We start from the raw sequence: 22885 nt of genomic DNA, 5'->3' as shown, positions 1-22885 counted from the left end.
GGGGCCCCCAGACGATACCCTCACCCCAGCCCTCTCCCTTAGGGAGAGGGAGAAAACACATTCACTGCACGTTTCAGGAACCATCGCTCATGACACAGACTTTAAGCCAGCTTGAAAACCGTGGCGCCTTCATTGAACGTCACATTGGGCCGGATGCTCAGCAACAGCAGGAGATGCTGAAGACAGTTGGCGCGGATTCATTAAACGCACTGATCGGCCAGATCGTGCCAAAGGACATCCAGCTTGCCACGCCGCCGCAGGTAGGCGAGTCCACGACGGAGTTCGCCGCGCTGGCGGAGCTGAAGGCCATCGCCGGCCTTAACAAGCGCTATAAGTCTTACATTGGCATGGGCTACACCAACGTGCAGTTACCGCCGGTGATCCTGCGTAACATGCTGGAAAACCCGGGCTGGTACACCGCTTATACCCCATATCAGCCAGAAGTCTCCCAGGGCCGTCTGGAAGCGCTGCTGAACTTCCAGCAGGTGACGCTGGATCTGACCGGTATGGATATCGCCTCTGCCTCGCTGCTGGATGAAGCCACCGCCGCCGCGGAAGCGATGGCGATGGCGAAGCGCGTGAGCAAACTGAAAAACGCCAACCGCTTCTTCGTCGCGGCGGACGTGCATCCCCAGACGCTGGACGTGGTGCGCACCCGTGCGGAAACCTTCGGCTTTGAGGTGATTGTCGACGACGCTGAAAAAGTGCTGGATCACCAGGACGTCTTCGGCGTGCTGTTGCAGCAGGTGGGCACCACCGGGGAAGTGCACGACTACGGCGCACTGATCGCCGAGCTGAAATCCCGTAAGGTTATTATTAGCGTCGCCGCTGATTTTATGGCACTGGTGCTGCTGACGGCGCCAGGTAAACAGGGCGCGGATATTGTCTTCGGCTCAGCCCAGCGTTTCGGCGTGCCGATGGGCTACGGCGGCCCGCACGCGGCGTTCTTTGGCGCGAAAGATGAATTTAAACGTTCCATGCCAGGCCGTATTATCGGCGTATCGAAAGATGCCGCCGGTAACACCGCGCTGCGCATGGCGATGCAGACCCGCGAGCAGCATATCCGCCGCGAGAAAGCGAACTCCAACATCTGTACCTCGCAGGTGCTGCTGGCTAACATTGCCAGCCTGTACGCGGTGTTCCACGGTCCGGCTGGCCTGAAGCGCATTGCCAGCCGCATCCACCGTCTGGCCGATATCCTGGCCTGCGGTCTGCAACAGAAAGGTCTCAGACTGCGTCATGAACACTATTTCGACACCCTGTGCGTCGAGGTGGCAGACAAAGCGGCCGTGCTGGCGCGCGCCGAGGCAGCGCAAATCAACCTGCGCAGCGACATTCACAATGCGGTCGGCATTACGCTGGACGAAAGCACCACCCGTGACGATATCCTGACCCTGTTCAACGTATTGCTGGGTGACGCACACGGTCTGGACGTTGATACGCTCGACAAAGAGGTTGCGCTCGACAGCCGCTCCATTCAGGAAAGCATGCTGCGCGACGACGCGATCCTGACTCACCCGGTGTTCAACCGCTATCACAGCGAAACCGAGATGATGCGTTACATGCACTCTCTGGAACGTAAAGATCTGGCGCTGAACCAGGCGATGATCCCGCTGGGCTCCTGCACCATGAAGCTGAACGCCGCGGCTGAGATGATCCCAATTACCTGGCCTGAATTCTCTGAGCTGCACCCGTTCTGCCCGGCTGAGCAGGCGGAAGGTTATCACATGATGATCAACCAGCTCTCCGACTGGCTGGTGAAGCTGACCGGTTATGACGCGCTCTGCATGCAGCCGAACTCCGGCGCGCAGGGTGAATATGCAGGCCTGCTGGCAATCCGTCACTATCACGAAAGCCGCAACGAAGGCCATCGCGATATCTGCCTGATCCCAAGCTCCGCCCACGGTACCAACCCGGCTTCTGCCCAGATGGCAGGAATGGAAGTGGTGGTTGTGGCGTGCGACAAAAACGGCAACATCGATCTGGCCGACCTGCGCGCCAAAGCCGAGCAGGCGGGCGACAAACTCTCCTGCATCATGGTGACCTACCCATCCACCCACGGCGTGTACGAAGAGACCATCCGTGAAGTGTGTGAAGTGGTGCATCAGTTCGGCGGCCAGGTTTACCTCGACGGCGCAAACATGAACGCCCAGGTGGGCATCACCTCTCCGGGCTTTATTGGCGCGGATGTGTCGCACCTGAACCTGCATAAAACGTTCTGCATTCCGCACGGCGGTGGCGGCCCGGGTATGGGCCCAATCGGCGTGAAGGCGCACCTGGCACCGTTTGTGCCGGGCCACAGCGTGGTGCAGATTGAAGGCATGCTGACCCGTCAGGGCGCGGTCTCCGCGGCACCGTTCGGCAGCGCCTCTATCCTGCCAATCAGCTGGATGTATATCCGCATGATGGGCGCGGAAGGGCTGAAGCAGGCCAGCCAGGTAGCGATCCTTAACGCCAACTACATCGCAACGCGTCTGAAGGACGCCTATCCGGTGCTCTATACCGGCCGCGACGGTCGCGTGGCGCACGAATGCATCCTCGATATTCGTCCTCTGAAAGAAGAGACGGGCATCAGCGAGCTGGATATTGCCAAGCGCCTGATCGACTACGGATTCCACGCGCCAACCATGTCCTTCCCGGTTGCGGGAACGCTGATGGTTGAGCCGACCGAGTCTGAAAGCAAGGTGGAACTGGATCGCTTTATCAACGCCATGCTGGCGATCCGCAGCGAAATCGACCGCGTGAAAGGCGGGGAGTGGACGCTGGAAGATAACCCGCTGGTTAACGCGCCGCATACCCAGAACGAACTGGTGGCAGAGTGGAACCACGGTTATACCCGCGAACTGGCTGTCTTCCCGGCAGGTGTGGTAAACAAATACTGGCCAACCGTGAAACGTCTTGATGATGTTTACGGCGACCGTAACCTGTTCTGCTCCTGCGTACCGATGAGCGAATACCAGTAACGTTGTTCCTGTAGTAACGTAGGCCGGGTAAAGCGAAGCCGCTACCCGGCTTTTTTATTGGGAGAAAAGAATGGCAATTGCACTGGTCACCGGCGCCAGCCGGGGTATTGGTAAAGCCACCGCGCTACAGCTGGCAAGCGAAGGCTACACCGTTGCGGTGAATTTTCATCACAACATCAAAGCCGCGACAGAGGTCATTAATCAGATCGTGGACGCGGGCGGTAAAGCCTTTGCCATGCGCGCGGACATCAGCGATGAAGCGCAGGTGATGGCGATGTTCGCCAGCCTCGATCGCGAAGGTGAGCCGCTCGCCGCACTGGTGAACAACGCCGGAATTTTGTTTGAACAATCCACCATTGAAAACCTCTCCGCTGAACGTATTAACCGCGTGCTGGCTACCAACGTCACCGGCTATTTTCTCTGCTGCCGTGAAGCGGTGAAGCGCATGTCGCATAAACACGGCGGCAAGGGCGGCGCGATTGTGAATGTCTCCTCGGCGGCATCACGGCTGGGCGCGCCGGGGGAATATGTGGATTATGCCGCCTCAAAAGGGGCGGTGGATTCCCTGACTACCGGCCTCGCGCTGGAGGTGGCGGCACAGGGCATTCGCGTTAACGGCGTGCGGCCAGGCCTGATTTATACCGATATTCACGCCTCCGGCGGCGAGCCGGGGCGTGTGGATCGGGTGAAGTCGATGTTACCGATGCAGCGTGGCGGTCAGCCGGAGGAGGTCGCCCAGGCCATTGCCTGGCTGCTGAGCGACAAAGCCTCCTATGTTACCGGTAGCTTCCTGGAGCTGGCTGGCGGGAAGTAACGCTAAGACGCCAGCCACAGCCGCAGGCGCATTCCCCAGCCGCTGGTCCAGCCGGTGGTGATCGACTTCACCTCACCGTGAGAGATCACCACCAGCGTTGGCGTCACCTTAACGTCCCACTCACGCGCCAGTTCTCCGCTGGCGTCGTTGACCGTGGGCATCATCGCCTTCTTCTTCCTCATCCATGTTTCGAGCGTCGCGTTATCGCCCGAGCGCAGCGCAACCGACATCACGTTACCCCCGTCCGCGGCAAGCGCCGCCACCGACGGCGTGGTGTAGCGGCAAACGCCGCACCATGTCGCCCAGACGTAGACCAGCAGCGGTCGCTCCTTACTCATGGCGATAAGATCGACGGGCTGACCGTCGAGGGTGTGCAGTGCCGTCGCGGAGAAATTCTGCGGCAGCGCGGGCTGGCGGAAATAGTCCACCGCCAGGCTCACGGCTATGCCAATCAGCAGCCACACGCCCAGTTCGCGCAGCAGGCGCGGAAGCTTACTTGCCACGGACGTTTGCCAGCTGTTCTTTGACCAGCCCCTCCAGGTCGTCATACGGAATGGCGCCCGCCACCATCTGGTCGCCGATAATGGTCGCCGGGGTACCCTGAATATTCAGCACCTGCGCCAGGATGAGGTTCATCTTTAAGCTGTCCATGGTTTTATCATCCGTTTTAATGCCGTCCGTTCCGGTCTTGACCTTCGCGGCGGCGATGCTGGCGTCATCGTGATAGCCCTTTTTCATCATCAACCGCTGGTGCAGCGCCCAGAATTTATCCGGCGCCTGCTGCCACGTCGAGAGCGCCGCTTTCGCGGCATTTACCGAGCTTTGTCCCTTAAACGGCAGCAGTTTGACGATGAGCTGCACGTCGGGATTTTCCTGCACGATTTTCTCCAGCATTGGGTCGAACTGCTTGCAATACGGGCAGTTGTAGTCCGTGAAGGAGACGATGGTCAGCTTCGGCGATGCCGCGCCGGTTCGCGGGCTGTTGGTGTCGTTAAACAGCAGTTTTGCCAGCTGGTCGCTGGAAGCGTCATCTGACGGTGCGGCGAAACCGAACGTTGATAACGACAGCAGAAGTAAGGCTATTAAGGCTCTCATGTTATTTTCCTTTTGCATCGGACAGGGTGCTCAGCACCGCTTCGCGGCTTAACAACGCAGGCAGCACGTGGCCCTGCGGTAATCCCGGTCCGTAGATCTGGTTAAACGGCACGGCGGCGCTGCCGCGCGTGGTTAAGAACTGGCTGATGGTATCTGAGGGGCGGCTCCAGTCGCCGCGCAGGGCGACAACGTCCGGGGCGGAGAGCGCATCCTGCACGTCGTCGCGCAGCAGCACGTTGTATTTATTGGCTTTACAGGTCACGCACCAGTCGGCGGTCACGTCGACGAACACCCGTTTGTTCTCCGCCAGCGCGCGGGCAATGGCCTGCTCGCTGAGCGGTTGCCAGTGGATACGATCGCGGCGGGAACCCTCGCCGCCGGAGCCGGATACAAACGCGACTGCTCCGGCCACTACTACAGCTAATACCCCGGCGCGCAGTGCCGTTTGCCAGCGGTAGCGCCAGGCGGTGACCAGCAGCAGCGTAAGGATCAGGAGCACGCCCAGCGTGATGACGGGCAGGCTGCCAATGTGCACCGTCAGCAGGCTCAGCAGCCACAGCGATGAGCCGAGCATCATTATCCCCAGCACTACGCGTACGACGTTCATCCAGCGTCCCGGACGCGGCAAGCGCTGGGCCAGCCCCGGCCAGGCCGCCACCAGCAGCCACGGCAGGCTCATGCCGATACCCATCGCCAGGAAGATCCCCCACAGCAGGGGAAGCGGCGCCGCCAGCGCGACCGAGACCGCCGTACCCAGGAACGGCGCGGTGCAGGGTGTCGCCAGCAGCGTGGCAAACGCGCCTTGCCAGAAATGACCCGCAAGCCCGTTACCGCCGCGCGTGGCGAGGAAGGTGCTGGCGCCGGAAGGGAGACGGATTTCAAGCAACCCCAGCAGGCTGGCGCTGAAAAGCACCATCACCATCGCCATCGCACCAATAAACCACGGGTTCTGGAACTGGATCCCCCAGCCGAGTGCCTGATTGCCTAAGCGTAAAACCGTCATCATCAGCGCCAGCGCGAGGAACGAGATCACGATCCCGGCTACCGACGCAAGAAACTGTCGGCGTACCTGACCCCGCGCCTGCCGTTCGGTTTGCATCAGCGTGCCCAGCTTCATGGCCAGCACGGGCAGTACGCAGGGCATGACGTTAAGGATCAGACCGCCCGCCAGCGCCATCAGCAGCACCCAGCCTAACGAGAGCGTCGGCGCGGCGTTCCCCGGCTGAATGCTCAGGCTGGACTCCTGCGCCTGCCCGCTATCGGCCAGAACCAGCGACAGGGTTTTGCCGCTGAGGTTGGGCGCGGCCTCGCCCCAGCTGTCCGTCACGGGCACGGTGGCGACCAGCGAATCACCGCGCACGGTGAGGGCCGGTTTGCCGAAATCAACATCATCCATACCGTCGATAAACAGGGACGGCGCCTGCCAGCCTGCGTCACGCTGCGCCGTTACGGTCAGCTTGCCGGGGGCATAGGTGGCGTTAAGCGTTGAGGTCAACCCGCCGCTGAGCGGAAGGGTGCCCATGGCCCGACTGAAATCGTAATCAAAACCGGCGCCTGCGGATGCGGTCATGTTCAGTGAAAACGGGTAGTCGGTAAGAATACAGACGTTGCTACAGGTGGAGAGCGTAAGCACGCCGCTCAGGATCTTCGGGACGTCGCCCCGCAGGGTGATGGGAAAGCTGACATCGCCGTGATAGCCCTGCGTGGTGATACCCGCGACGTCGAAACGCTGCGGCACAGGCCAGCGCCATTTCACCTCGACGGGCTGATGCCATTTAATCGCGGGTGCGACGCCCCCTTCGCCCGGCGAGCGCCAGTAGGTTTTCCAGCCTTTTTGCAGGGCGACGTCCAGCAGCAGGCGGGTTTCGCCAGTGCTTTCGGGTTGCGCACGCAGCCTGACGCTGGCGTGCTGATTATCGGCGGCGCGCAGCCAGCCGCTGTCGGCAGCCTGGCTGAGGGGCAGCCATAGCCAAAGCAGGCAGACCAGCAGTCGCCTGAATACAGTAAACATAAATTATCTCCGTAAATGATGAATTAACCTGAAGTAACAGGCGAAGGCTCATTCACGGAAGACGCATAATCGCAGATGCACCCTTAACCGGGGCGGGGAGATAACGCGGGGAGGCCACTGCCGTTCGCGGCGCGGCGGGCTGGCTGCCAGCAACGCCAGCAGCAGGGTGACGGCAATCAGGGCGCCTTCAAACAAAACAGGCGGGACCGACATCAGCGACTTGGCGCTAAGCTCACACGGGGTTACCGGTGCGTCGGTACTCTCCTGCCCCTGCTGGACAGACTGGCTCGTGGCGGTGACGTTCATGACAAGCGCGTGCATCCCGGCCATCCGCTGGGCGGTGCATATCAGCACCACCAGGCAGGCCAGGGCTACAAGCAGGATAGCGTTGCGTTGTCGCTTGATCATGTTCGCCTCAAATATTCAGGACGCCTATATTATCGGGCGAACATATTTTGGCAACGCAAAAGCTGTAAAGAAGTGTCTGGAAGATAAGCGGTTTGCCCTCTCCGCTTGCAGAGAGGGCGAGCCATTACAGCGTTTCGCCGTTGCTGGCAATCACGGTTTTATACCACTCAAAGCTCTTCTTACGGGAGCGGGACATGTCACCGGTACCGTCGTCGTGCTTGTTGACGTAGATAAAGCCGTAGCGCTTGCTGTACTGGCCGGTGGTGAAGGAGACGCAGTCAATGCAGCCCCACGGCGTATAGCCCATCAGATCCACGCCGTCCCAGGTCACGGCCTTCATCATCTCTTCCACGTGGGCGCGCAGGTAGTCGATGCGGTAGTCATCGTTGATGCTGCCGTCCTCTTCCACTTTGTCGTAGGCGCCGAAACCATTTTCGACGATAAACAGCGGCTTCTGATAACGTTCGTACAGTTCACAAAGCGAATAGCGCAGGCCTACCGGATCAATCTGCCAGCCCCAGTCGGACGCCTTGACGTGCGGGTTCGGCACGCTGCCCTCGAAGCCGGAAATGGCGTCACCGGTGCCGCCTTCCGCTTTGACCGCGTTGGTCATGTAGTAGCTGAAACCTAAGTAGTCGCAGGTGCCCTCACGCAGGATCTGCTCGTCGCCCGCTTCCATCCTGATGGAGAACCCACGGCGCTCCCACTCGTTCAGTACGTAAGACGGGTAGTAGCCGCGCAGCTGCACGTCGGTAAAGACGTAGCGCTCGCGCATGGATTCCTGAGCAAACATGACGTCCTCTGGCTTGCAGGAGTAAGGATAGAGCGCCACCATCGCCAGCATGCAGCCGACTTTCATCTCCGGGTCAATGCGGCGTGCGGCTTTCACCGCCAGCGCGCTGGCCACGAACTGGTGGTGCAGCACCTGGTACATGGTCTCTTCCGGGTTGTCGTGCTCGGTATAGACCACGCCAGAGCAGCAGTAGCCGAACAGCGGCGCACGCCAGTTGCGCTGGTTGTTGATTTCGTTGAAGGTCATCCAGTATTTGACCTTATTTTTGTAGCGCTCAAATACCACTTCCGAGAAGCGCACAAAGAAATCGACCACTTTACGGTTGGTCCATCCGCCATATTCCTGAACGAGATGCAGCGGCATTTCAAAGTGGGAGAGGGTGATCACCGGCTCGATGTTGTACTTCAGCAGTTCATCGAACATGTCGTCGTAAAACTTCAGCCCCTCTTCGTTTGGCTGAGTTTCGTCGCCTTTCGGGAAGATGCGCGTCCAGGCGATGGAGGTACGGAAACATTTGAAGCCCATCTCGGCAAACAGCTTAATATCTTCTTTGTAATGGCCATAGAAGTCGACGGCTTCGTGGTTCGGGTAATATTTGCCTTCAATCACTTCCTGCGTGATTTCACGCGGAACGCCGTGTGCGCCGCCGGTGAGCACGTCGCAGATGCTTGGCCCTTTGCCGCCTTTGTTCCAGCCGCCTTCAACCTGGTGCGCCGCCACCGCGCCGCCCCATAAAAAATCTTTCGGTAAGGTGAGTTTTTTCATCTTTGCTATTCTCAATTCAGGACTTATTGATTTCGAGTCTAGCAAAGCGGAATTAAATGTCACGATATAACAATTTGTGGAAATTGTAATTTGTCACATCAAAAAAACAAGATGTTTTATTCTGTTAATTTCTTCGCCAGTTTTCGGCCTAATGATTCCAGAATATAGATGACGGGAATTTGCGTGGTGATATCGTAAACGCCGCCAATACGCGTTTGCGGGACATGCCAGGAGAGGTTAAAGTCCGCCAGCTTTGCGAGACGAGAATGTTCATGGCTGGTGACGGAGAGCACCTTGCAGTGATGCAGGCTGAACTGGCTGGCGAAGCGCAGGATCTCCTCGGTTTCGCCGGAGACGGAGAGTACAATGGCCAGCGCATTTTTAGCCATGTCGTTAGTGACCGGGAAATAAGGATCGTCGATATGGTTACTGAATTTGCCGATATTTGAAAAGAAACGTGCGCCATATTTTGCCAGCGATCCGGAGGTGCCCGCACCGACAAAAATAATTCGTTCAGATGATAAAATAATATCGACGGCTTTATCTAATAGCGCATCAAACTCTTCGTTATTTACGCTTTTAAAGAAGCTGATAATTTCACTGGCACCAAAATTCGCCTGCTGCGGCTCGTTCTGCTCCAGATAGAGTTTAAAGCGCACCCGAAATTCCGAGTAACCATCACAGTTGAGCTTGCGGCAGAAGCGCAGGATAGTGGTAGTGGAAACGCCCACCGCATCCGCCAGCTCGCGGATGGTCATGTACATCACTTTATCGCGGTTCTTAATGACATAGTTGTAGACCATCATTTCCAGATTGTTGAGGCTGGCAATGGCGGAATGGCTGAACATACTCACAATGGCTAAACTCGCTGTCGGACACTATTCCTGAAGCATACCATGATGACGAAGGGCGGGAGACGGATTTATCTCCTTGATTACTCAGGTGTTAATAAAATCATTTACACCTGTGCGGTGGATTGCTTTTGCATTGTACTGATTTATAAGGATAAATCTTGATTATGGATTTATTTTAGCTAACAGGTGTTCACTGGAATCATTCTCAGTTAGCATAGACTGGCGATGAATAATCATCTTTTGTTTTCCCGGAGTTAAGTATGGTGAGCAGACCATTAATCGCACAGGGATATTCGCTGGCTGAGGAAGTAGCCAACAGTATAAGCCATGGCATTGGCCTGGTTTTTGGGATTGTCGGCTTAGTGTTATTGCTGGTACAGGCAGTGGATACCAACGCCAGCGCGATGGCCATTACCAGCTACAGCCTGTATGGCGGGAGTATGATCCTGCTTTTCCTTGCCTCAACGCTGTATCACGCGATTCCGCATCAACGGGCGAAGATATGGCTCAAGAAATTTGACCACTGCGCTATCTATCTTCTTATTGCGGGTACCTATACGCCGTTTTTGCTGGTGGGGCTCAACTCACCGCTGTCGCGTGGCCTGATGATTGTGATCTGGAGCCTGGCGCTGCTGGGGATCTTGTTTAAGCTGACCATTGCGCACCGGTTTAAAGTGTTGTCGCTGGTTACCTATCTGACAATGGGCTGGCTGTCGCTGATTGTGGTGTATCAGTTAGCCATTAAGCTGGCGGTGGGGGGCGTGACGCTTCTGGCGGTGGGCGGTGTGGTCTACTCGCTGGGCGTGATTTTCTACGTCTGCAAGCGTATTCCGTACAACCATGCCATCTGGCACGGCTTTGTGCTGGGCGGCAGCGTGTGTCACTTCCTGGCAATTTATCTGTATGTTGGGCAGGTGTAGTTTTTTTGTAAGGTGCGGTCTGATGCCCTCACCCCGACCCTCTCCCACAGGGAGAGGGTGAATATCAACACCGGGCGATACAGCATCAATCTTCCAGTGAATACGGCAGCGGCTCAATGCTGAGCGTGTTTGCATCATCACGCACGCGGAACACGCTGTCGGGCTCCATATCATTATTCATGACAACCTGCACCAGTAGGCGGCCATCATCGAGCTGGACGGCGGCTAACACGGTGCCGGTACGGCGCCAGTTTTCGCCCATCTTCTTCTCAAGATCTTCACCCGCTTCCGGCACACGGCTGGCGTGACCAGCCAGCGTCCACAGGGCGCGTTTGTTCGCGCCGCGGAATTTCGCACGCGCCACCATTTCCTGACCGGTGTAGCAGCCCTTCTTAAAGCTGATACCACCCAGCGCCTGGATGTTTGTCGCCTGCGGGATAAACTGCGCGCTGTTTGCCGCGTCAATGACCGGCAGGCCCGCTTCGATGTTCAGCGCCAGCCACTGCTGGCTGTTGTTGAGCTGTGCTTCACCGCGCAGGGCGTCAGTGACGCGTTCCGCCGTTGCTTCGTCGGTTACCAGCAGGAAGCGCTCCGTCGGGTGCTCGAACCACAGAATGGAGGTCGCTCCCTCGCTGACCAGCTGTTTTTCAGCATCCGGTAGCTCGGCAAACAGGTTTTTCAGCGCTGCACGCGCCTGGAAACCCGCGACCCCCAGCAGAACGTGTTCATCGTCCGGGGCGATGGTGACTTTAGAAAAGACCGCGTATTTTTTTAGCTCTTTAAGCTGGGCGTCACGCAGGCTGCGGCGCTCAATAAAGGCGAATCCGTCCTGACGGCGGAACAGACGCAGGTTGCTCCACATTTTGCCTTTTGGATCGCAATGCGCGGCCAGCAGATGCTGGTGCTCAGTCAACTGCGCCACGTCCGCCGTGACCTGGCCTTGCAGGTATTTTTCGCTGTCCGCACCGGTCAGTGTCGCCAGTGCCCAGTCATCAAGAGTAATCAGCGTCAGCGGCAGACGCGCAGAGGCGGCGGGCTGGCGAGGAGAAAATGGTGTAAATGCCATAGTGATGTCCTGAATTGCTTAACGCTTTGATAATACCTAATGGTAAAAGAGACTGTATTCAATGCAAGCGCTTTCAGCAGGCCATTCGTGCCATTACGCGGTTATGCGTGGCGCTACGCAAAATAGTGTAATCCGCTGTCTTTATAAGGATTATTCAGGAAGCCTGCTCGAGGTTCGCAATATTCCAGTAAAGAAACGGTCAAAAACACGTTACACTAGCAGGTGTTCCCGGAGAGCAATAATGAATACCGAACGGGATACCGACTGTGCCAAACGTAATGCAGGAAACAGAACATGGATATTAACAACAAGGCCCGTATTCACTGGGCGTGCCGTCGCGGCATGCGTGAACTTGATATCTCCATCATGCCTTTCTTCGAGTATGAGTACGACAGCTTAAGCGATGACGATAAGCGCCTGTTTGTCCGTCTGCTTGAGTCTGACGATCCGGATTTATTCAACTGGCTGATGAATCACGGCAAGCCCGCCGACACCGAGTTGCAACGGATGGTGCAATTAATTCAAACACGGAATCAGGAACGTGGTCCTGTGGCAATCTGATCTTCGCGTCTCGTGGCGCTCACAGTGGATGTCCTTACTGCTCCACGGTCTGGTCGCGGCAATGGTGTTATTGGTGCCGTGGCCGCTAAGCTATACCCCTCTGTGGCTGCTTTTGCTGTCGTTTGTGGTGTTTGATAGCGTGCGCAGCCAGCGTCGAATCAACGCCCGTCAGGGTGAAATTAAGCTGCTGATGGATTCTCGCCTGCGCTGGCAGGGAAAAGAGTGGGAAATGATAGGGACGCCGTGGATGCTCAACACCGGGATGATGCTACGGCTGCGTCGGGTCGAGGACAACCGTCGCCAGCACCTGTGGCTGGCCGCAGACAGTATGGATCCCGCGGAGTGGCGGGATCTGCGTCGGCTAATCGTGCAACAGCCGACGCAGGAATAAATCAGCTAAACTGCTCGGCCATCTCACCCAGAATTTGTTCGCACCAGGTCTGGAGGCGCTCGTCGCTGAGATCGTACTGGTTGGTTTCATCCAGCGCGAGCCCGACAAACAGCTGGCCGTCGGCAATGACGGGTTTTGGGCTGGTGAACTCATAGCCTTCCGTAGGCCAGTAGCCGATAAACGTCGCGCCCTTTGGCGCCAGTTTGTCATGCAGCATGCCGAGCGCGTCGAGGAACCACTCCCCGTAGCCCAACTGGTCGCCCATGCCGTACATCGCAATGATTTTGCCTTCAAAATTGACTGAATCGAGCTGATCCCAGATGGCTTCCCAGTCTTCCTGAATCTCACCAAAGTCCCAGGTAGGGATACCCAGAATCAGCACATCGTACTGCTCCATCAAGGCAACCGCGTCATCTTTCAGGTTATGCAACGTCACCAGTTCCGGGCCAATGATGTCACGAATTTTCTCCGCCGCCATTTCGGTGTAGCAGGTGCTGGAACCATAGAACAGACCAATATTCATCGCGTAACTATCTCAATTCTTGCTATGACTTTGCGCGTAGTGTACCAGAAACCGATGGCAATCAGGCATAATGGCCAGATTGCAGAACCAAAGGGGCTGATGTGGAAAAGGATCTCGCACTCATCGAACAGTTTCTCGACGCGCTGTGGCTGGAGAAAAACCTCGCTGAAAATACGCTCAGCGCCTATCGTCGGGATCTCACGCTGCTGGTCGAGTGGCTGGCGCATCGGGGGCTGACGCTTGAAAGCGCGCAAAGCGATGACCTGCAAGGGTTGCTGGCTGAGCGGATGGAAGGGGGGTACAAAGCCACCAGCTCCGCGCGTCTGCTGAGCGCCATGCGCCGCCTGTTCCAGCACCTGTACCGCGAGAAGATCCGCGCGGATGACCCCAGCGCACTGCTGGCATCGCCTAAACTGCCTCAGCGGCTGCCAAAAGATCTCAGCGAAGCACAAGTTGAGAGATTATTACAGTCGCCCGCAGTTGACCTTCCGCTGGAGTTACGCGATAAAGCCATGCTTGAACTATTGTACGCCACGGGCTTGCGCGTTTCCGAGCTGGTGAGCCTGACGATGAGCGATATCAGCCTGCGTCAGGGCGTGGTGCGCGTTATCGGTAAAGGGAACAAAGAACGGCTGGTGCCGCTGGGTGAAGAGGCGGTCTACTGGCTGGAGACGTATCTGGAACACGGGCGTCCGTGGCTGCTGAACGGCGTCTCCATAGATGTATTGTTCCCGAGCCAGCGCGCGCAGCAGATGACGCGACAAACGTTCTGGCATCGCATTAAACATTACGCCACACTGGCGGGTATTGACAGTGAGAAGCTGTCGCCGCACGTTTTGCGTCACGCCTTCGCGACGCATCTGTTAAACCACGGCGCTGATTTACGCGTGGTGCAGATGTTGCTTGGACACAGCGATCTTTCAACGACGCAAATATACACCCATGTCGCGACGGAACGCCTGCGGCAGCTACACCAACAGCACCACCCTCGCGCGTGAGTGCCGACGAATTGTTACAGGAACATATATGAAAAAGTCTTTAGCGCTGTTCACCCTGCTGGCAGCTTCGGTTTCCGGTTTTGCCCATGCGGATGATGCCGCCATTAAACAGTCTCTGACGAAACTCGGCGTCGCCAGCAGCGAGATCCAGCCAGCGCCGGTGGCTGGCATGAAAACGGTGCTGACCAACAGCGGCGTGCTGTACGTGACCGAAGACGGTAAGCACATCATTCAGGGACCCATGTACGACGTGAGCGGCGCGCAGCCGGTGAACGTCACCAACCAGCTGCTGATGAAAAACCTGAACGCGCTCGAAAAAGAGATGATTGTCTACAAAGCGGCGCAGGAAAAGCACGTTATTACCGTCTTCACCGACATCACCTGCGGCTACTGCCACAAGCTGCATGAAGAGATGAAAGACTACAACGCGCTGGGCATTACCGTGCGTTACCTGGCTTTCCCACGCGCTGGCGTGCAGAGCCAGCCTGAGCAGGATATGAAAGCGATCTGGTGTGCGAAAGACCGCAACAAGGCCTTTGATGACGCGATGAACGGCAAAGGCGTGAAGCCCGCGTCCTGCGATATCGACATCGCTAACCATTACGCGCTGGGCGTACAGTTTGGCGTGAGCGGTACGCCAGCCATTGTGCTGAGTAACGGCTATGTGGTGCCGGGCTACCAGGGGCCAAAAGAGATGAAAGCGTTCCTCGACGAGCACCAGAAACAGATGGGTGGTAAATAATTCGCGTGAAAGCCCCGATAAAACTGCGCCGCCGCGATGCGGGTGAAACCGCGGATTTACCAGACACGCTTCCGCTGCTGCTCAAGCGGCTGTACGCCAGCCGTGGCGTGCGTACGGCAAGCGATCTTGAGCGCAGCGTCAAAGGCATGCTGCCCTGGCAAGCGCTGAGTGGCATCGAACAAGCGACTGAAATGCTCTACGACGCGTTCCGGGAAGGCACGCGGATTGTCGTGGTGGGCGATTTCGATGCCGACGGCGCAACCAGTACCGCGCTGAGCGTGCTCAGCCTGCGTGCGCTGGGCTGTGATAACGTGACTTACCTGGTGCCGAACCGGTTTGAAGACGGCTACGGCCTCAGCCCGGAAGTGGTCGATCAGGCCCATGCCCGTGGCGCACAGATGATCATGACCGTGGATAACGGGATCTCTTCTCATGCGGGGGTCGATCATGCCCATGCGCTGGGGATCCCGGTACTGGTCACCGATCACCACCTGCCAGGAGAAACCCTGCCTGCCGCCGAAGCCATCATTAACCCGAACCTGCGCGACTGCGATTTCCCGTCGAAATCGCTGGCCGGAGTAGGGGTGGCGTTTTATCTGATGCTGGCGTTACGCACGTTGCTGCGTGATAAGGGCTGGTTCGAATCGCGCGGGATTGCCGTGCCGAACCTCGCGGAGTATCTCGATCTGGTGGCGCTGGGAACCGTGGCGGACGTGGTACCGCTCGATACCAATAATCGTATTCTCACCTGGCAGGGCTTAAGCCGCATTCGGGCAGGTAAATGCCGTCCGGGGATTAAGGCGCTGCTGGAAATTGCCAACCGCGATCCGCTGAAGCTCGCGGCAAGCGATTTGGGTTTTGCCCTCGGCCCGCGCCTGAACGCGGCGGGGCGGCTGGACGATATGTCGGTTGGCGTCGCGCTGCTGCTGTGTGACAACATCGGCGAAGCGCGCGTGCTGGCCAGTGAGCTGGACGCACTCAACCAGACCCGTAAAGAGATTGAGCAGGGGATGCAGGCCGAAGCACTGACCCTGTGCGAAAAGCTGGAGCGCAGCGGTGACACCCTGCCGGGCGGGCTGGCGATGTATCACCCCGAATGGCACCAGGGCGTGGTGGGCATTCTGGCGTCGCGTATTAAAGAGCGTTTCCACCGCCCGGTGATCGCGTTCGCCCCCGCCGGGGACGGCACGCTGAAAGGCTCCGGTCGTTCCATTCAGGGGCTGCATATGCGCGATGCGCTGGAGCGTCTGGATACGCTGCATCCGAACCTGATGATTAAGTTCGGCGGTCACGCGATGGCGGCAGGCCTGTCGCTGGAAGAGGCGAAGTTCGACGAGTTCCAGCGTCTGTTTGGCGAACTGGTCACCGAGTGGATCGATCCGGCTCTGTTGCAGGGTGAAGTGGTTTCTGACGGTGAGCTTTCACCGGCTGAAATGACCATGGAGGTGGCACAGATGCTGCGCGATGCCGGCCCGTGGGGGCAGATGTTCCCGGAGCCGCTTTTCGACGGACGTTTTCGTTTGCTGCAACAGCGCATCGTGGGCGAACGCCATCTCAAAGTGATGGTGGAACCGGTCGGCGGCGGACCGCTGCTCGACGGCATCGCCTTTAACGTTGATACCTCCATCTGGCCGGACAACGGCGTGCGCGAGGTTGAGCTGGCCTATAAGCTGGATATTAACGAGTTCCGCGGTAACCGCTCCCTTCAGATCATCATCGACAATATCTGGCCAATTTAGCGTCAGTAATCTCTATAAAAAAGGGCGTGGATTCGGTACAATCCCGCTCTTATCACCGCATTTTGACAAGCTCATAAAAGAAAACAGACCATGTTTGAAATTAATCCGGTAAAAAACCGCATTCAGGACCTCACGGAGCGCTCTGACGTTCTTAGGGGGTATCTTTGACTACGATGCCAAGAAAGAGCGTCTCGAAGAAGTAAACGCCGAGCTGGAACAGCCGGACGTCTGGAACGAACCTGAACGCGCGCAGGCGCTGGGTAAAGAGCGTTCTTCCCTCGAAGCCATCGTAGATACGCTGGATCAAATGGCGCAGGGTCTGGAAGATGTTTCTGGGCTGCTGGAGCTGGCTGTCGAAGCCGACGACGAAGAAACCTTTAACGAAGCCGTGGCAGAGCTCGACGTGCTGGAAGAGAAGCTGGCGCAGCTGGAATTCCGTCGCATGTTCTCCGGCGAATACGATAGCGCTGACTGCTATCTCGATATTCAGGCAGGTTCTGGCGGTACCGAAGCACAGGACTGGGCGAGCATGCTGATGCGCATGTACCTGCGCTGGGCGGAAGCGCGCGGTTTCAAAACCGAGATTATCGAAGAATCCGAAGGTGAAGTGGCGGGTATCAAATCCGTCACCATCAAGATTATTGGCGATTACGCCTACGGCTGGCTACGTACTGAAACCGGCGTTCACCGCCTGGTGCGTAAGAGCCCGTTCGATTCCGGCGGCCGTCGTCACACCTCCTTCAGCTCCGCGTTTGTCTACCCGGAAGTGGATGAAGATATCGATATCGACATCAACCCGGCGGACCTGCGTATCGACGTTTACCGCGCATCCGGCGCGGGTGGTCAGCACGTTAACCGTACGGAATCTGCGGTGCGTATTACCCACATTCCAACCGGGCTGGTAACACAGTGCCAGAACGACCGTTCCCAGCATAAGAACAAAGACCAGGCCATGAAGCAGATGAAAGCGAAGCTTTATGAGCTGGAGATGCAGAAGAAAAATGCTGAGAAGCAGGCGATGGAAGACAACAAGTCCGATATCGGCTGGGGCAGCCAGATCCGTTCTTACGTCCTTGATGACTCCCGCATCAAAGACCTGCGCACCGGGGTTGAAACCCGTAACACGCAGGCGGTGCTGGACGGCAGCCTGGACCAATTTATCGAAGCAAGTTTGAAAGCAGGGTTATGAGGAACCAACATGTCTGAACAACAAGCACAGGGCGCTGACGCGGTAGTCGATCTTAACAACGAACTGAAAACCCGCCGCGAGAAGCTGGCAGCGCTGCGCGAGCAGGGCGTGCCGTTCCCGAACGATTTTCGTCGTGACCACACCTCAGACCAACTGCACGCAGACTTCGACGGTAAAGAGAACGAAGAGCTGGAAGCGCTGAACGTTGAAGTGTCCGTGGCGGGCCGCATGATGACCCGTCGTATCATGGGTAAAGCGTCCTTCGTGACCTTACAGGACGTTGGCGGCCGCATTCAGCTGTACGTCTCTCGTGACGACCTGCCGGAAGGCATCTACAACGAGCAGTTCAAGAAGTGGGACCTGGGCGACATCCTGGGCGCTAAAGGTAAACTGTTCAAAACCAAGACCGGTGAACTGTCTATCCACTGCACCGAGCTGCGTCTGCTGACAAAAGCCCTGCGCCCGCTGCCGGACAAGTTCCACGGTTTGCAGGATCAGGAAGCGCGCTATCGTCAGCGTTACCTGGATCTCATCTCTAACGATGAATCCCGTAAGACCTTCAAAATTCGCTCCCAGATCATGGCCGGCATTCGCCAGTTCATGGTTAACCGCGACTTTATGGAAGTAGAAACCCCGATGATGCAGGTGATCCCAGGCGGAGCCTCCGCTCGTCCGTTCATCACCCATCACAACGCCCTGGACCTGGACATGTACCTGCGTATCGCGCCGGAACTGTACCTGAAGCGTCTGGTGGTCGGCGGTTTTGACCGCGTGTTTGAGATCAACCGTAACTTCCGTAACGAAGGTATCTCCGTACGTCATAACCCAGAGTTCACCATGATGGAACTCTATATGGCCTATGCGGATTACAAAGATCTGATCGAGCTGACCGAATCCCTGTTCCGCACCCTGGCGCAGGACATTCTGGGCACCACCCAGGTACCTTACGGTGAAGAGGTGTTCGACTTCGGCAAGCCGTTCGAAAAACTGACCATGCGCGAAGCGATCAAGAAATACCGTCCTGAAACCAATATGGTGGATCTGGATAACTTCGACTCTGCGAAAGCGATCGCTGAAAGCATCGGTATTAAGGTTGAGAAGAGCTGGGGCCTGGGCCGTATCGTGACCGAGATCTTCGAAGAAGTGGCCGAAGCGCACCTGATTCAGCCTACCTTCATCACCGAATACCCGGCGGAAGTGTCTCCGCTGGCGCGTCGTAATGACGAGAACCCGGAAATCACTGACCGCTTCGAATTCTTCATTGGTGGCCGCGAAATCGGTAACGGCTTTAGCGAGCTGAACGATGCAGAAGATCAGGCGCAGCGCTTCCAGGATCAGGTTAACGCGAAAGCGGCAGGCGATGACGAAGCGATGTTCTTCGACGAAGACTACGTGACCGCGCTGGAGCACGGCCTGCCGCCGACGGCTGGCTTGGGTATTGGTATCGACCGTATGGTGATGCTGTTCACCAACAGCCACACCATCCGCGACGTGATCCTGTTCCCGGCGATGCGTCCGGTGAAATAAGCCGTTAAGACGTAAAAAAAGCCCCGTGCGTTTATCGCCGGGGCTTTTTTATTGCGCCGCGAAGGCGCTGAGTTTTTCACGCGCAGTGTTCGCTTCTTGCACCATCCACGGGCTAAATGCCCACGGTGTGGCGTCCAGCGCGCGGAATAGCGCGTCCAGCTCCACCCACTGATATTCCATCACTTCATCTTCATTGATTGCGAGGGTATTCGTTACGCGGGCGGCATAGACCGGGCAGATTTCGTTTTCAACGATCCCTGACGGGTCGGCTTCACGGTAGCGGAACTCCGGGGCAATGGGGGTGATGTCTGTGATTTCGGCGCCGACTTCAAAGCGGCAGCGGCGGATAATCGCCTGCTCTGTCGCTTCGTCGGCCTGTGGATGACCGCAAACGGAGTTGGTCCATACGCCGGGCCAGGCTTTTTTACTTAAGGCGCGACGGGTGATCAGACATTCTCCGTTAGCGTTAAACAGCCATGAAGAGAAGGCCAGGTGTAGCGGGGTGTGTGACGTGTGCGCGGCGTACTTCTCCTGAGTGCCAATCACTTTTCCCTGGTCATTTACCAAAATAACGTGTTCTTGAATACTCATTGATGCTCCAGTGCCAAAATGCTTAATGGTTCAGCACCATCAGCGGAATTATTATACTGCATTCTTATGCGAACGGTTTGGCCCACAGAGCGGAAAAGGGCATGACCCGCATCAGTTTGGGCTGCTATCATAGTGCGCCATTCACGCTGACCGAGGAGCTGTTTTGTTTGCAGGAAGCCTGACGAGAAACCCGATCATTGCCGTTTTCTGCCTGACGCTGACGCTACTTGTAGCAGGATGCTCGGGGAGTAAATCTTCGGATATGGGCAGTTATTCCGGTGCAGTCTATACCGTTAAGCGCGGGGACACGCTCTACCGCATCTCACGCGCCACGGGAACCAGCGTGAAGGAGCTGGCGCGCCTGAATAATATTTCTCCACCGTATACTATTGAGGTAGGGCAGAACCTCAAGGTTAACGGCGGTTCTTCCTCAGGGAAAAAGTCCTCAACGCGTAAAACAGCCAAAGTCACGCCATCCTATCAGGTGCCTAAATCATCCTGGCCGCCGGTCGGTCAGCGCTGCTGGATCTGGCCTGCAAGCGGAAAAGTGGTTGCGCCGTACTCGCTCTCGGAAGGTGGCAATAAAGGTATTGATATCGCTGCCGCACGCGGCACGCCGGTTTACGCTTCAGGGGCCGGGAAGGTGGTCTATGTCGGTAACCAGCTTCGTGGATACGGTAACCTGATCATGATTAAGCATGGTGAGGACTACATTACTGCTTATGCGCATAACGACACGATGCTGGTCAATAACGGGCAGAACGTGAAGGCGGGGCAGAAGATTGCGACCATGGGCAGTACCGGGACGGATACGGTGAAGCTGCACTTCCAGATCCGCTATAAGGCCACAGCCATCGATCCGCAGCGTTATCTTCCGGCGCAGGGCAGTAAGCCGAAGTGCTAAGTGATTATTTAATCGCCACTTAGTGGGGTAAAGGCTTGTATGAAGAGGCGTAAGGTCTATAATGCCTTACGCACCTCAAAGCGGGCGTAGTTCAATGGTAGAACGAGAGCTTCCCAAGCTCTATACGAGGGTTCGATTCCCTTCGCCCGCTCCAGTCTCCTCATAAATTAACAAGTTATAATTTATCAGTTAGTTACTTTGCTCCGCTTTAGCAGGTACAACTAAAACTACCCAATGTTCTATGCCCGTATCTGGCGTCGCGTGACAGGGTCTGTAGTACAAGGAAACATATCATCCACGCTGGCGGTGGTTCCAGTTTCTTACCGCGACAGCACAACAACGAACTAAAAGCCGCATATCTGGCATAACTCCCGAAAACAGGTTTATGGTGATAACGTACCTACAAACGACATGTAGGATCTATCAGCGTTTCAGCCACGCTCCCGCAAGGGTACACGGTTATCCTGATAAGGTGTGATCCCTCTGACAGTCTGATGTTGTCGCCTAACGGCTCCACTTGTTGCTGTATCACCAACGGGGCTTTATGGCTTCTATTGTCTGAAATCTGATTCATTGGACAAACATCATGTGGATTGCTGTAAAGTTCATCAGTATGATTGCTTGCACAATCAGCGATTGGGAAAACACTTCTGGGAGATAAGGGACGAGACGATATGAAAGTGACTGATGAGGCTTTGTTACGTTCAGGGTTTACGCAGCCCGAATTGCAGAAGATAAAAAGCAACATTGAAAAATATGGAGGAACGCTTGGAGAGGCCATAAATGACCTCGCTAGGCGATTTGTTACCTTGGCGGGAGTGGTGGCTGTGTGTGCCTTAATCCTACTGCTACTTATCGTCTTCAGCTCACCTGATAGAGCAGTTGCATGGGGGCTGGCGATGATCTTTGGGGTTGCCATTATGTCCTTCGCGCAGCCGCCGGTAATTTCCTATAAATCCTGGCGTTACCGAAAAACTATCAAGGATTAACTGGTTCCATTTTCGGTTGTCAATAGATCGTAAATCACTTTTGCTTTAACACCATAACCGACAATCTTCATTGTTAGCTTAGGAGTGCTCATTGTGCTGACTTTGCGATAGTAATCGTGTGGAAGCCAGCGAAATAATCTCCAGGCTCCAGTTTTTCGAGCGAGTCCTACAATGCTGTACACACTGGCACCGAGAGTAACACCACTATAGAGAGCCAAGCCCGTGTTAGGATTAAATCCCATGAACTGGGCCGTATGCATCGCGGAGTCAGCAATGATACCTTGCGAGGGTTTATGTCCTTCTGGCTGATCAAAGTTGAGCACTTCTTTCGTTAATCCGTTCATTCCATCGGCAATCAGGACTGCCCCAGCCAGCATACCAATCGGCCCCATAGTGGATAACATCATAAAGCCACCAAAGAGAACCACGCCTGATAGCACCACGTTTACGGCGGATATAACATAACCGACGATTTTATTATTTTCCTTAACAAACTCGACCTTCGCGTAAAGCTGTGCGGCTCTGGTTCTTAACAGGCGTTCTTGTTCGTGTAGATTATCTGTTTCAGCACGCAGATTTTTGATGCATGCAATGCATTCTTCATCGGTTTTAGCTCGTCGTGCTGTTTCAAATTCTTTATCTACAACCTGTTTTATCTCTTCGACAAACTTGATACGTGTAAGACCATCTTGCAAATAGAATGCTGACAGCCGGTTTGCTGTTTCGACGAGTTTCCGGGCCTCTAGATTCACCATGGTATCTGACCATGTTCTGTTCCAGCCCCTGTTAAGCAACGCAATATCCATTAAAGACTCCTTCCCAAAATGTGTCTGGTCATTTTAGGTGCAATAAGGTCGAAGACCATAGGAAATACTTTCACAACCCACCCCCGTGGGTGTCCCGTCTCTTTATCCTCCCAGTTTACTTCCTCCTGCTTAAAATATCCCCGGCTCTATTATAGATCCGCTGAGTGGAACGATTAACCGCCTAATAATTTCACTGGATCTGCATGAAATATTCTGGTGTTGCCACTGCGTCACAC

General features: G+C 56.2%; 22 protein-coding genes and 1 tRNA gene. 13 read left to right on the top strand and 10 right to left on the bottom strand.

All coding sequences use genetic code 11. The features are described 5' to 3' along the window. Window positions 1–89 precede the first annotated feature (89 nt). Together gcvP and ACOTZD_RS05745 are read left to right on the top strand one after the other, a co-directional pair. Complete coding sequence (gcvP, locus tag ACOTZD_RS05750; protein WP_129329264.1) at window positions 90–2963, top strand: aminomethyl-transferring glycine dehydrogenase; 2874 nt, start codon at window positions 90–92, stop codon at window positions 2961–2963. Window positions 2964–3033: 70 nt separating this feature from the next. Further along, window positions 3034–3777, top strand: coding sequence for an SDR family oxidoreductase (locus ACOTZD_RS05745; protein ID WP_032610085.1), 744 nt, complete (start codon window positions 3034–3036; stop codon window positions 3775–3777). A gap of 2 nt (window positions 3778–3779) precedes the next feature. Here ACOTZD_RS05745 and ACOTZD_RS05740 read toward each other — a convergent pair whose 3' ends face one another. From ACOTZD_RS05740 to ACOTZD_RS05715, 6 genes are all read right to left on the bottom strand, one after another. After that, entirely contained in the window at window positions 3780–4280 is a 501-nt protein-coding gene (locus ACOTZD_RS05740; RefSeq protein ID WP_003863422.1) for a protein disulfide oxidoreductase, read from the bottom strand. Next, window positions 4270–4872: a DsbA family protein gene (locus ACOTZD_RS05735; RefSeq protein WP_003863423.1), complete on the bottom strand. Its 603-nt coding sequence runs from the start codon at window positions 4870–4872 to the stop codon at window positions 4270–4272. The genes ACOTZD_RS05740 and ACOTZD_RS05735 overlap by 11 nt, the downstream gene beginning before the upstream one ends. Window position 4873: 1 nt before the next feature. After that, window positions 4874–6883, bottom strand: coding sequence for a protein-disulfide reductase DsbD family protein (locus ACOTZD_RS05730; RefSeq protein WP_022651812.1), 2010 nt, complete (start codon window positions 6881–6883; stop codon window positions 4874–4876). A 48-nt stretch (window positions 6884–6931) separates the two neighbouring features. Next, complete coding sequence (locus ACOTZD_RS05725; protein ID WP_003863427.1) at window positions 6932–7291, bottom strand: hypothetical protein; 360 nt, start codon at window positions 7289–7291, stop codon at window positions 6932–6934. A gap of 124 nt (window positions 7292–7415) precedes the next feature. After that, complete coding sequence (gene bglA, locus ACOTZD_RS05720) at window positions 7416–8849, bottom strand: 6-phospho-beta-glucosidase BglA (protein WP_174401936.1); 1434 nt, start codon at window positions 8847–8849, stop codon at window positions 7416–7418. A 116-nt stretch (window positions 8850–8965) separates the two neighbouring features. Continuing rightward, window positions 8966–9697: a MurR/RpiR family transcriptional regulator gene (locus ACOTZD_RS05715; protein ID WP_003863431.1), complete on the bottom strand. Its 732-nt coding sequence runs from the start codon at window positions 9695–9697 to the stop codon at window positions 8966–8968. Between the two features lie 266 nt (window positions 9698–9963). On the opposite strand from ACOTZD_RS05715, the gene trhA reads away from it, so the two are divergent. Beyond that, a complete protein-coding gene (gene trhA / locus ACOTZD_RS05710) occupies window positions 9964–10623 on the top strand; it encodes a PAQR family membrane homeostasis protein TrhA (protein WP_003863433.1) in 660 nt (219 codons plus the stop codon). Between the two features lie 85 nt (window positions 10624–10708). Here trhA and ygfZ read toward each other — a convergent pair whose 3' ends face one another. Further along, window positions 10709–11689 (bottom strand): tRNA-modifying protein YgfZ, encoded by a 981-nt coding sequence (gene ygfZ / locus ACOTZD_RS05705; protein ID WP_174401935.1) that lies wholly within the window; start codon window positions 11687–11689, stop codon window positions 10709–10711. A 294-nt stretch (window positions 11690–11983) separates the two neighbouring features. On the opposite strand from ygfZ, the gene sdhE reads away from it, so the two are divergent. Next, window positions 11984–12250, top strand: coding sequence for an FAD assembly factor SdhE (gene sdhE / locus ACOTZD_RS05700; RefSeq protein ID WP_003863437.1), 267 nt, complete (start codon window positions 11984–11986; stop codon window positions 12248–12250). Then, entirely contained in the window at window positions 12231–12641 is a 411-nt protein-coding gene (locus ACOTZD_RS05695) for a protein YgfX (protein ID WP_022649305.1), read from the top strand. The genes sdhE and ACOTZD_RS05695 overlap by 20 nt, the downstream gene beginning before the upstream one ends. Before the next feature lies 1 nt (window position 12642). Here the strand turns inward: ACOTZD_RS05695 and fldB are convergent, their stop codons facing one another. Continuing rightward, window positions 12643–13164, bottom strand: coding sequence for a flavodoxin FldB (fldB, locus tag ACOTZD_RS05690; RefSeq protein WP_003863440.1), 522 nt, complete (start codon window positions 13162–13164; stop codon window positions 12643–12645). 101 nt (window positions 13165–13265) lie between these two features. Between fldB and xerD the strand changes: the two genes are divergently transcribed. From xerD to lysS, 5 genes are all read left to right on the top strand, one after another. After that, a complete protein-coding gene (gene xerD / locus ACOTZD_RS05685; RefSeq protein WP_023314794.1) occupies window positions 13266–14162 on the top strand; it encodes a site-specific tyrosine recombinase XerD in 897 nt (298 codons plus the stop codon). Window positions 14163–14190: 28 nt separating this feature from the next. Next, window positions 14191–14904, top strand: coding sequence for a bifunctional protein-disulfide isomerase/oxidoreductase DsbC (gene dsbC, locus ACOTZD_RS05680; RefSeq protein WP_003863443.1), 714 nt, complete (start codon window positions 14191–14193; stop codon window positions 14902–14904). A 5-nt stretch (window positions 14905–14909) separates the two neighbouring features. Next, window positions 14910–16643 carry a single-stranded-DNA-specific exonuclease RecJ gene (recJ, locus tag ACOTZD_RS05675; protein WP_174401934.1) on the top strand — a complete coding sequence of 578 codons (1734 nt, stop codon included), beginning with the start codon at window positions 14910–14912 and terminating at the stop codon, window positions 16641–16643. A 90-nt stretch (window positions 16644–16733) separates the two neighbouring features. Further along, window positions 16734–17832 (top strand): peptide chain release factor 2 gene (prfB, locus tag ACOTZD_RS05670; RefSeq protein WP_096147815.1). Its coding sequence is split into 2 segments (ribosomal slippage): window positions 16734–16808 and window positions 16810–17832, totalling 1098 coding nucleotides; the frame shifts between segments, so codons are not numbered across the junction. 9 nt (window positions 17833–17841) lie between these two features. Continuing rightward, window positions 17842–19359 carry a lysine--tRNA ligase gene (lysS, locus tag ACOTZD_RS05665; protein ID WP_045895027.1) on the top strand — a complete coding sequence of 506 codons (1518 nt, stop codon included), beginning with the start codon at window positions 17842–17844 and terminating at the stop codon, window positions 19357–19359. Between the two features lie 48 nt (window positions 19360–19407). Here the strand turns inward: lysS and idi are convergent, their stop codons facing one another. After that, window positions 19408–19950, bottom strand: a complete 543-nt coding sequence (idi, locus tag ACOTZD_RS05660; protein ID WP_045342392.1) for an isopentenyl-diphosphate Delta-isomerase — start codon at window positions 19948–19950, stop codon at window positions 19408–19410. Window positions 19951–20113: 163 nt separating this feature from the next. Here idi and actS point away from each other — a divergent pair, with 163 nt between their 5' ends. The 3 genes from actS (at window position 20114) to ACOTZD_RS05645 (ending at window position 21843) form a co-directional block, all read left to right on the top strand. Continuing rightward, entirely contained in the window at window positions 20114–20854 is a 741-nt protein-coding gene (gene actS / locus ACOTZD_RS05655) for an amidase activator ActS (RefSeq protein ID WP_174401933.1), read from the top strand. An 80-nt stretch (window positions 20855–20934) separates the two neighbouring features. Further along, window positions 20935–21008: transfer RNA gene (locus tag ACOTZD_RS05650), tRNA-Gly, on the top strand. 520 nt (window positions 21009–21528) lie between these two features. Then, the gene (locus tag ACOTZD_RS05645; protein WP_003862882.1) at window positions 21529–21843 is read left to right on the top strand and encodes a hypothetical protein; all 315 of its coding nucleotides are present in this window, start codon (window positions 21529–21531) and stop codon (window positions 21841–21843) included. On the opposite strand, the gene ACOTZD_RS05640 is transcribed toward ACOTZD_RS05645, so the two are convergent. Further along, on the bottom strand, window positions 21840–22649 hold the full coding sequence (locus ACOTZD_RS05640) for a DUF4225 domain-containing protein (protein ID WP_174401932.1): 810 nt from the start codon (window positions 22647–22649) through the stop codon (window positions 21840–21842). The genes ACOTZD_RS05645 and ACOTZD_RS05640 overlap by 4 nt on opposite strands. Between the last annotated feature and the right edge of the window lie 236 nt (window positions 22650–22885).

Source organism: Enterobacter cloacae complex sp. SHL022, assembly GCF_049237785.1.
Taxonomy (GTDB): Bacteria; Pseudomonadota; Gammaproteobacteria; order Enterobacterales; family Enterobacteriaceae; genus Enterobacter; species Enterobacter hormaechei_C.
Note: the sequence above shows the minus strand (reverse complement) of the source record. Positions and strands in the feature narration are given on the sequence as shown.

Excerpts from the sequence above, each read along its gene's own strand:
- gcvP (WP_129329264.1), top strand. The coding sequence starts at position 90 with ATGACACAGACTTTAAGCCAGCTTGAAAACCGTGGCGCCTTCATTGAA.
- ACOTZD_RS05745 (WP_032610085.1), top strand. The coding sequence starts at position 3,034 with ATGGCAATTGCACTGGTCACCGGCGCCAGCCGGGGTATTGGTAAAGCC.
- ACOTZD_RS05735 (WP_003863423.1), bottom strand. The coding sequence starts at position 4,872 with ATGAGAGCCTTAATAGCCTTACTTCTGCTGTCGTTATCAACGTTCGGT.
- ACOTZD_RS05730 (WP_022651812.1), bottom strand. The coding sequence starts at position 6,883 with ATGTTTACTGTATTCAGGCGACTGCTGGTCTGCCTGCTTTGGCTATGG.
- ACOTZD_RS05725 (WP_003863427.1), bottom strand. The coding sequence starts at position 7,291 with ATGATCAAGCGACAACGCAACGCTATCCTGCTTGTAGCCCTGGCCTGC.
- bglA (WP_174401936.1), bottom strand. The coding sequence starts at position 8,849 with ATGAAAAAACTCACCTTACCGAAAGATTTTTTATGGGGCGGCGCGGTG.
- ACOTZD_RS05715 (WP_003863431.1), bottom strand. The coding sequence starts at position 9,697 with ATGTTCAGCCATTCCGCCATTGCCAGCCTCAACAATCTGGAAATGATG.
- trhA (WP_003863433.1), top strand. The coding sequence starts at position 9,964 with ATGGTGAGCAGACCATTAATCGCACAGGGATATTCGCTGGCTGAGGAA.
- ygfZ (WP_174401935.1), bottom strand. The coding sequence starts at position 11,689 with ATGGCATTTACACCATTTTCTCCTCGCCAGCCCGCCGCCTCTGCGCGT.
- sdhE (WP_003863437.1), top strand. The coding sequence starts at position 11,984 with ATGGATATTAACAACAAGGCCCGTATTCACTGGGCGTGCCGTCGCGGC.
- fldB (WP_003863440.1), bottom strand. The coding sequence starts at position 13,164 with ATGAATATTGGTCTGTTCTATGGTTCCAGCACCTGCTACACCGAAATG.
- dsbC (WP_003863443.1), top strand. The coding sequence starts at position 14,191 with ATGAAAAAGTCTTTAGCGCTGTTCACCCTGCTGGCAGCTTCGGTTTCC.
- lysS (WP_045895027.1), top strand. The coding sequence starts at position 17,842 with ATGTCTGAACAACAAGCACAGGGCGCTGACGCGGTAGTCGATCTTAAC.
- idi (WP_045342392.1), bottom strand. The coding sequence starts at position 19,950 with ATGAGTATTCAAGAACACGTTATTTTGGTAAATGACCAGGGAAAAGTG.
- ACOTZD_RS05645 (WP_003862882.1), top strand. The coding sequence starts at position 21,529 with ATGAAAGTGACTGATGAGGCTTTGTTACGTTCAGGGTTTACGCAGCCC.
- ACOTZD_RS05640 (WP_174401932.1), bottom strand. The coding sequence starts at position 22,649 with ATGGATATTGCGTTGCTTAACAGGGGCTGGAACAGAACATGGTCAGAT.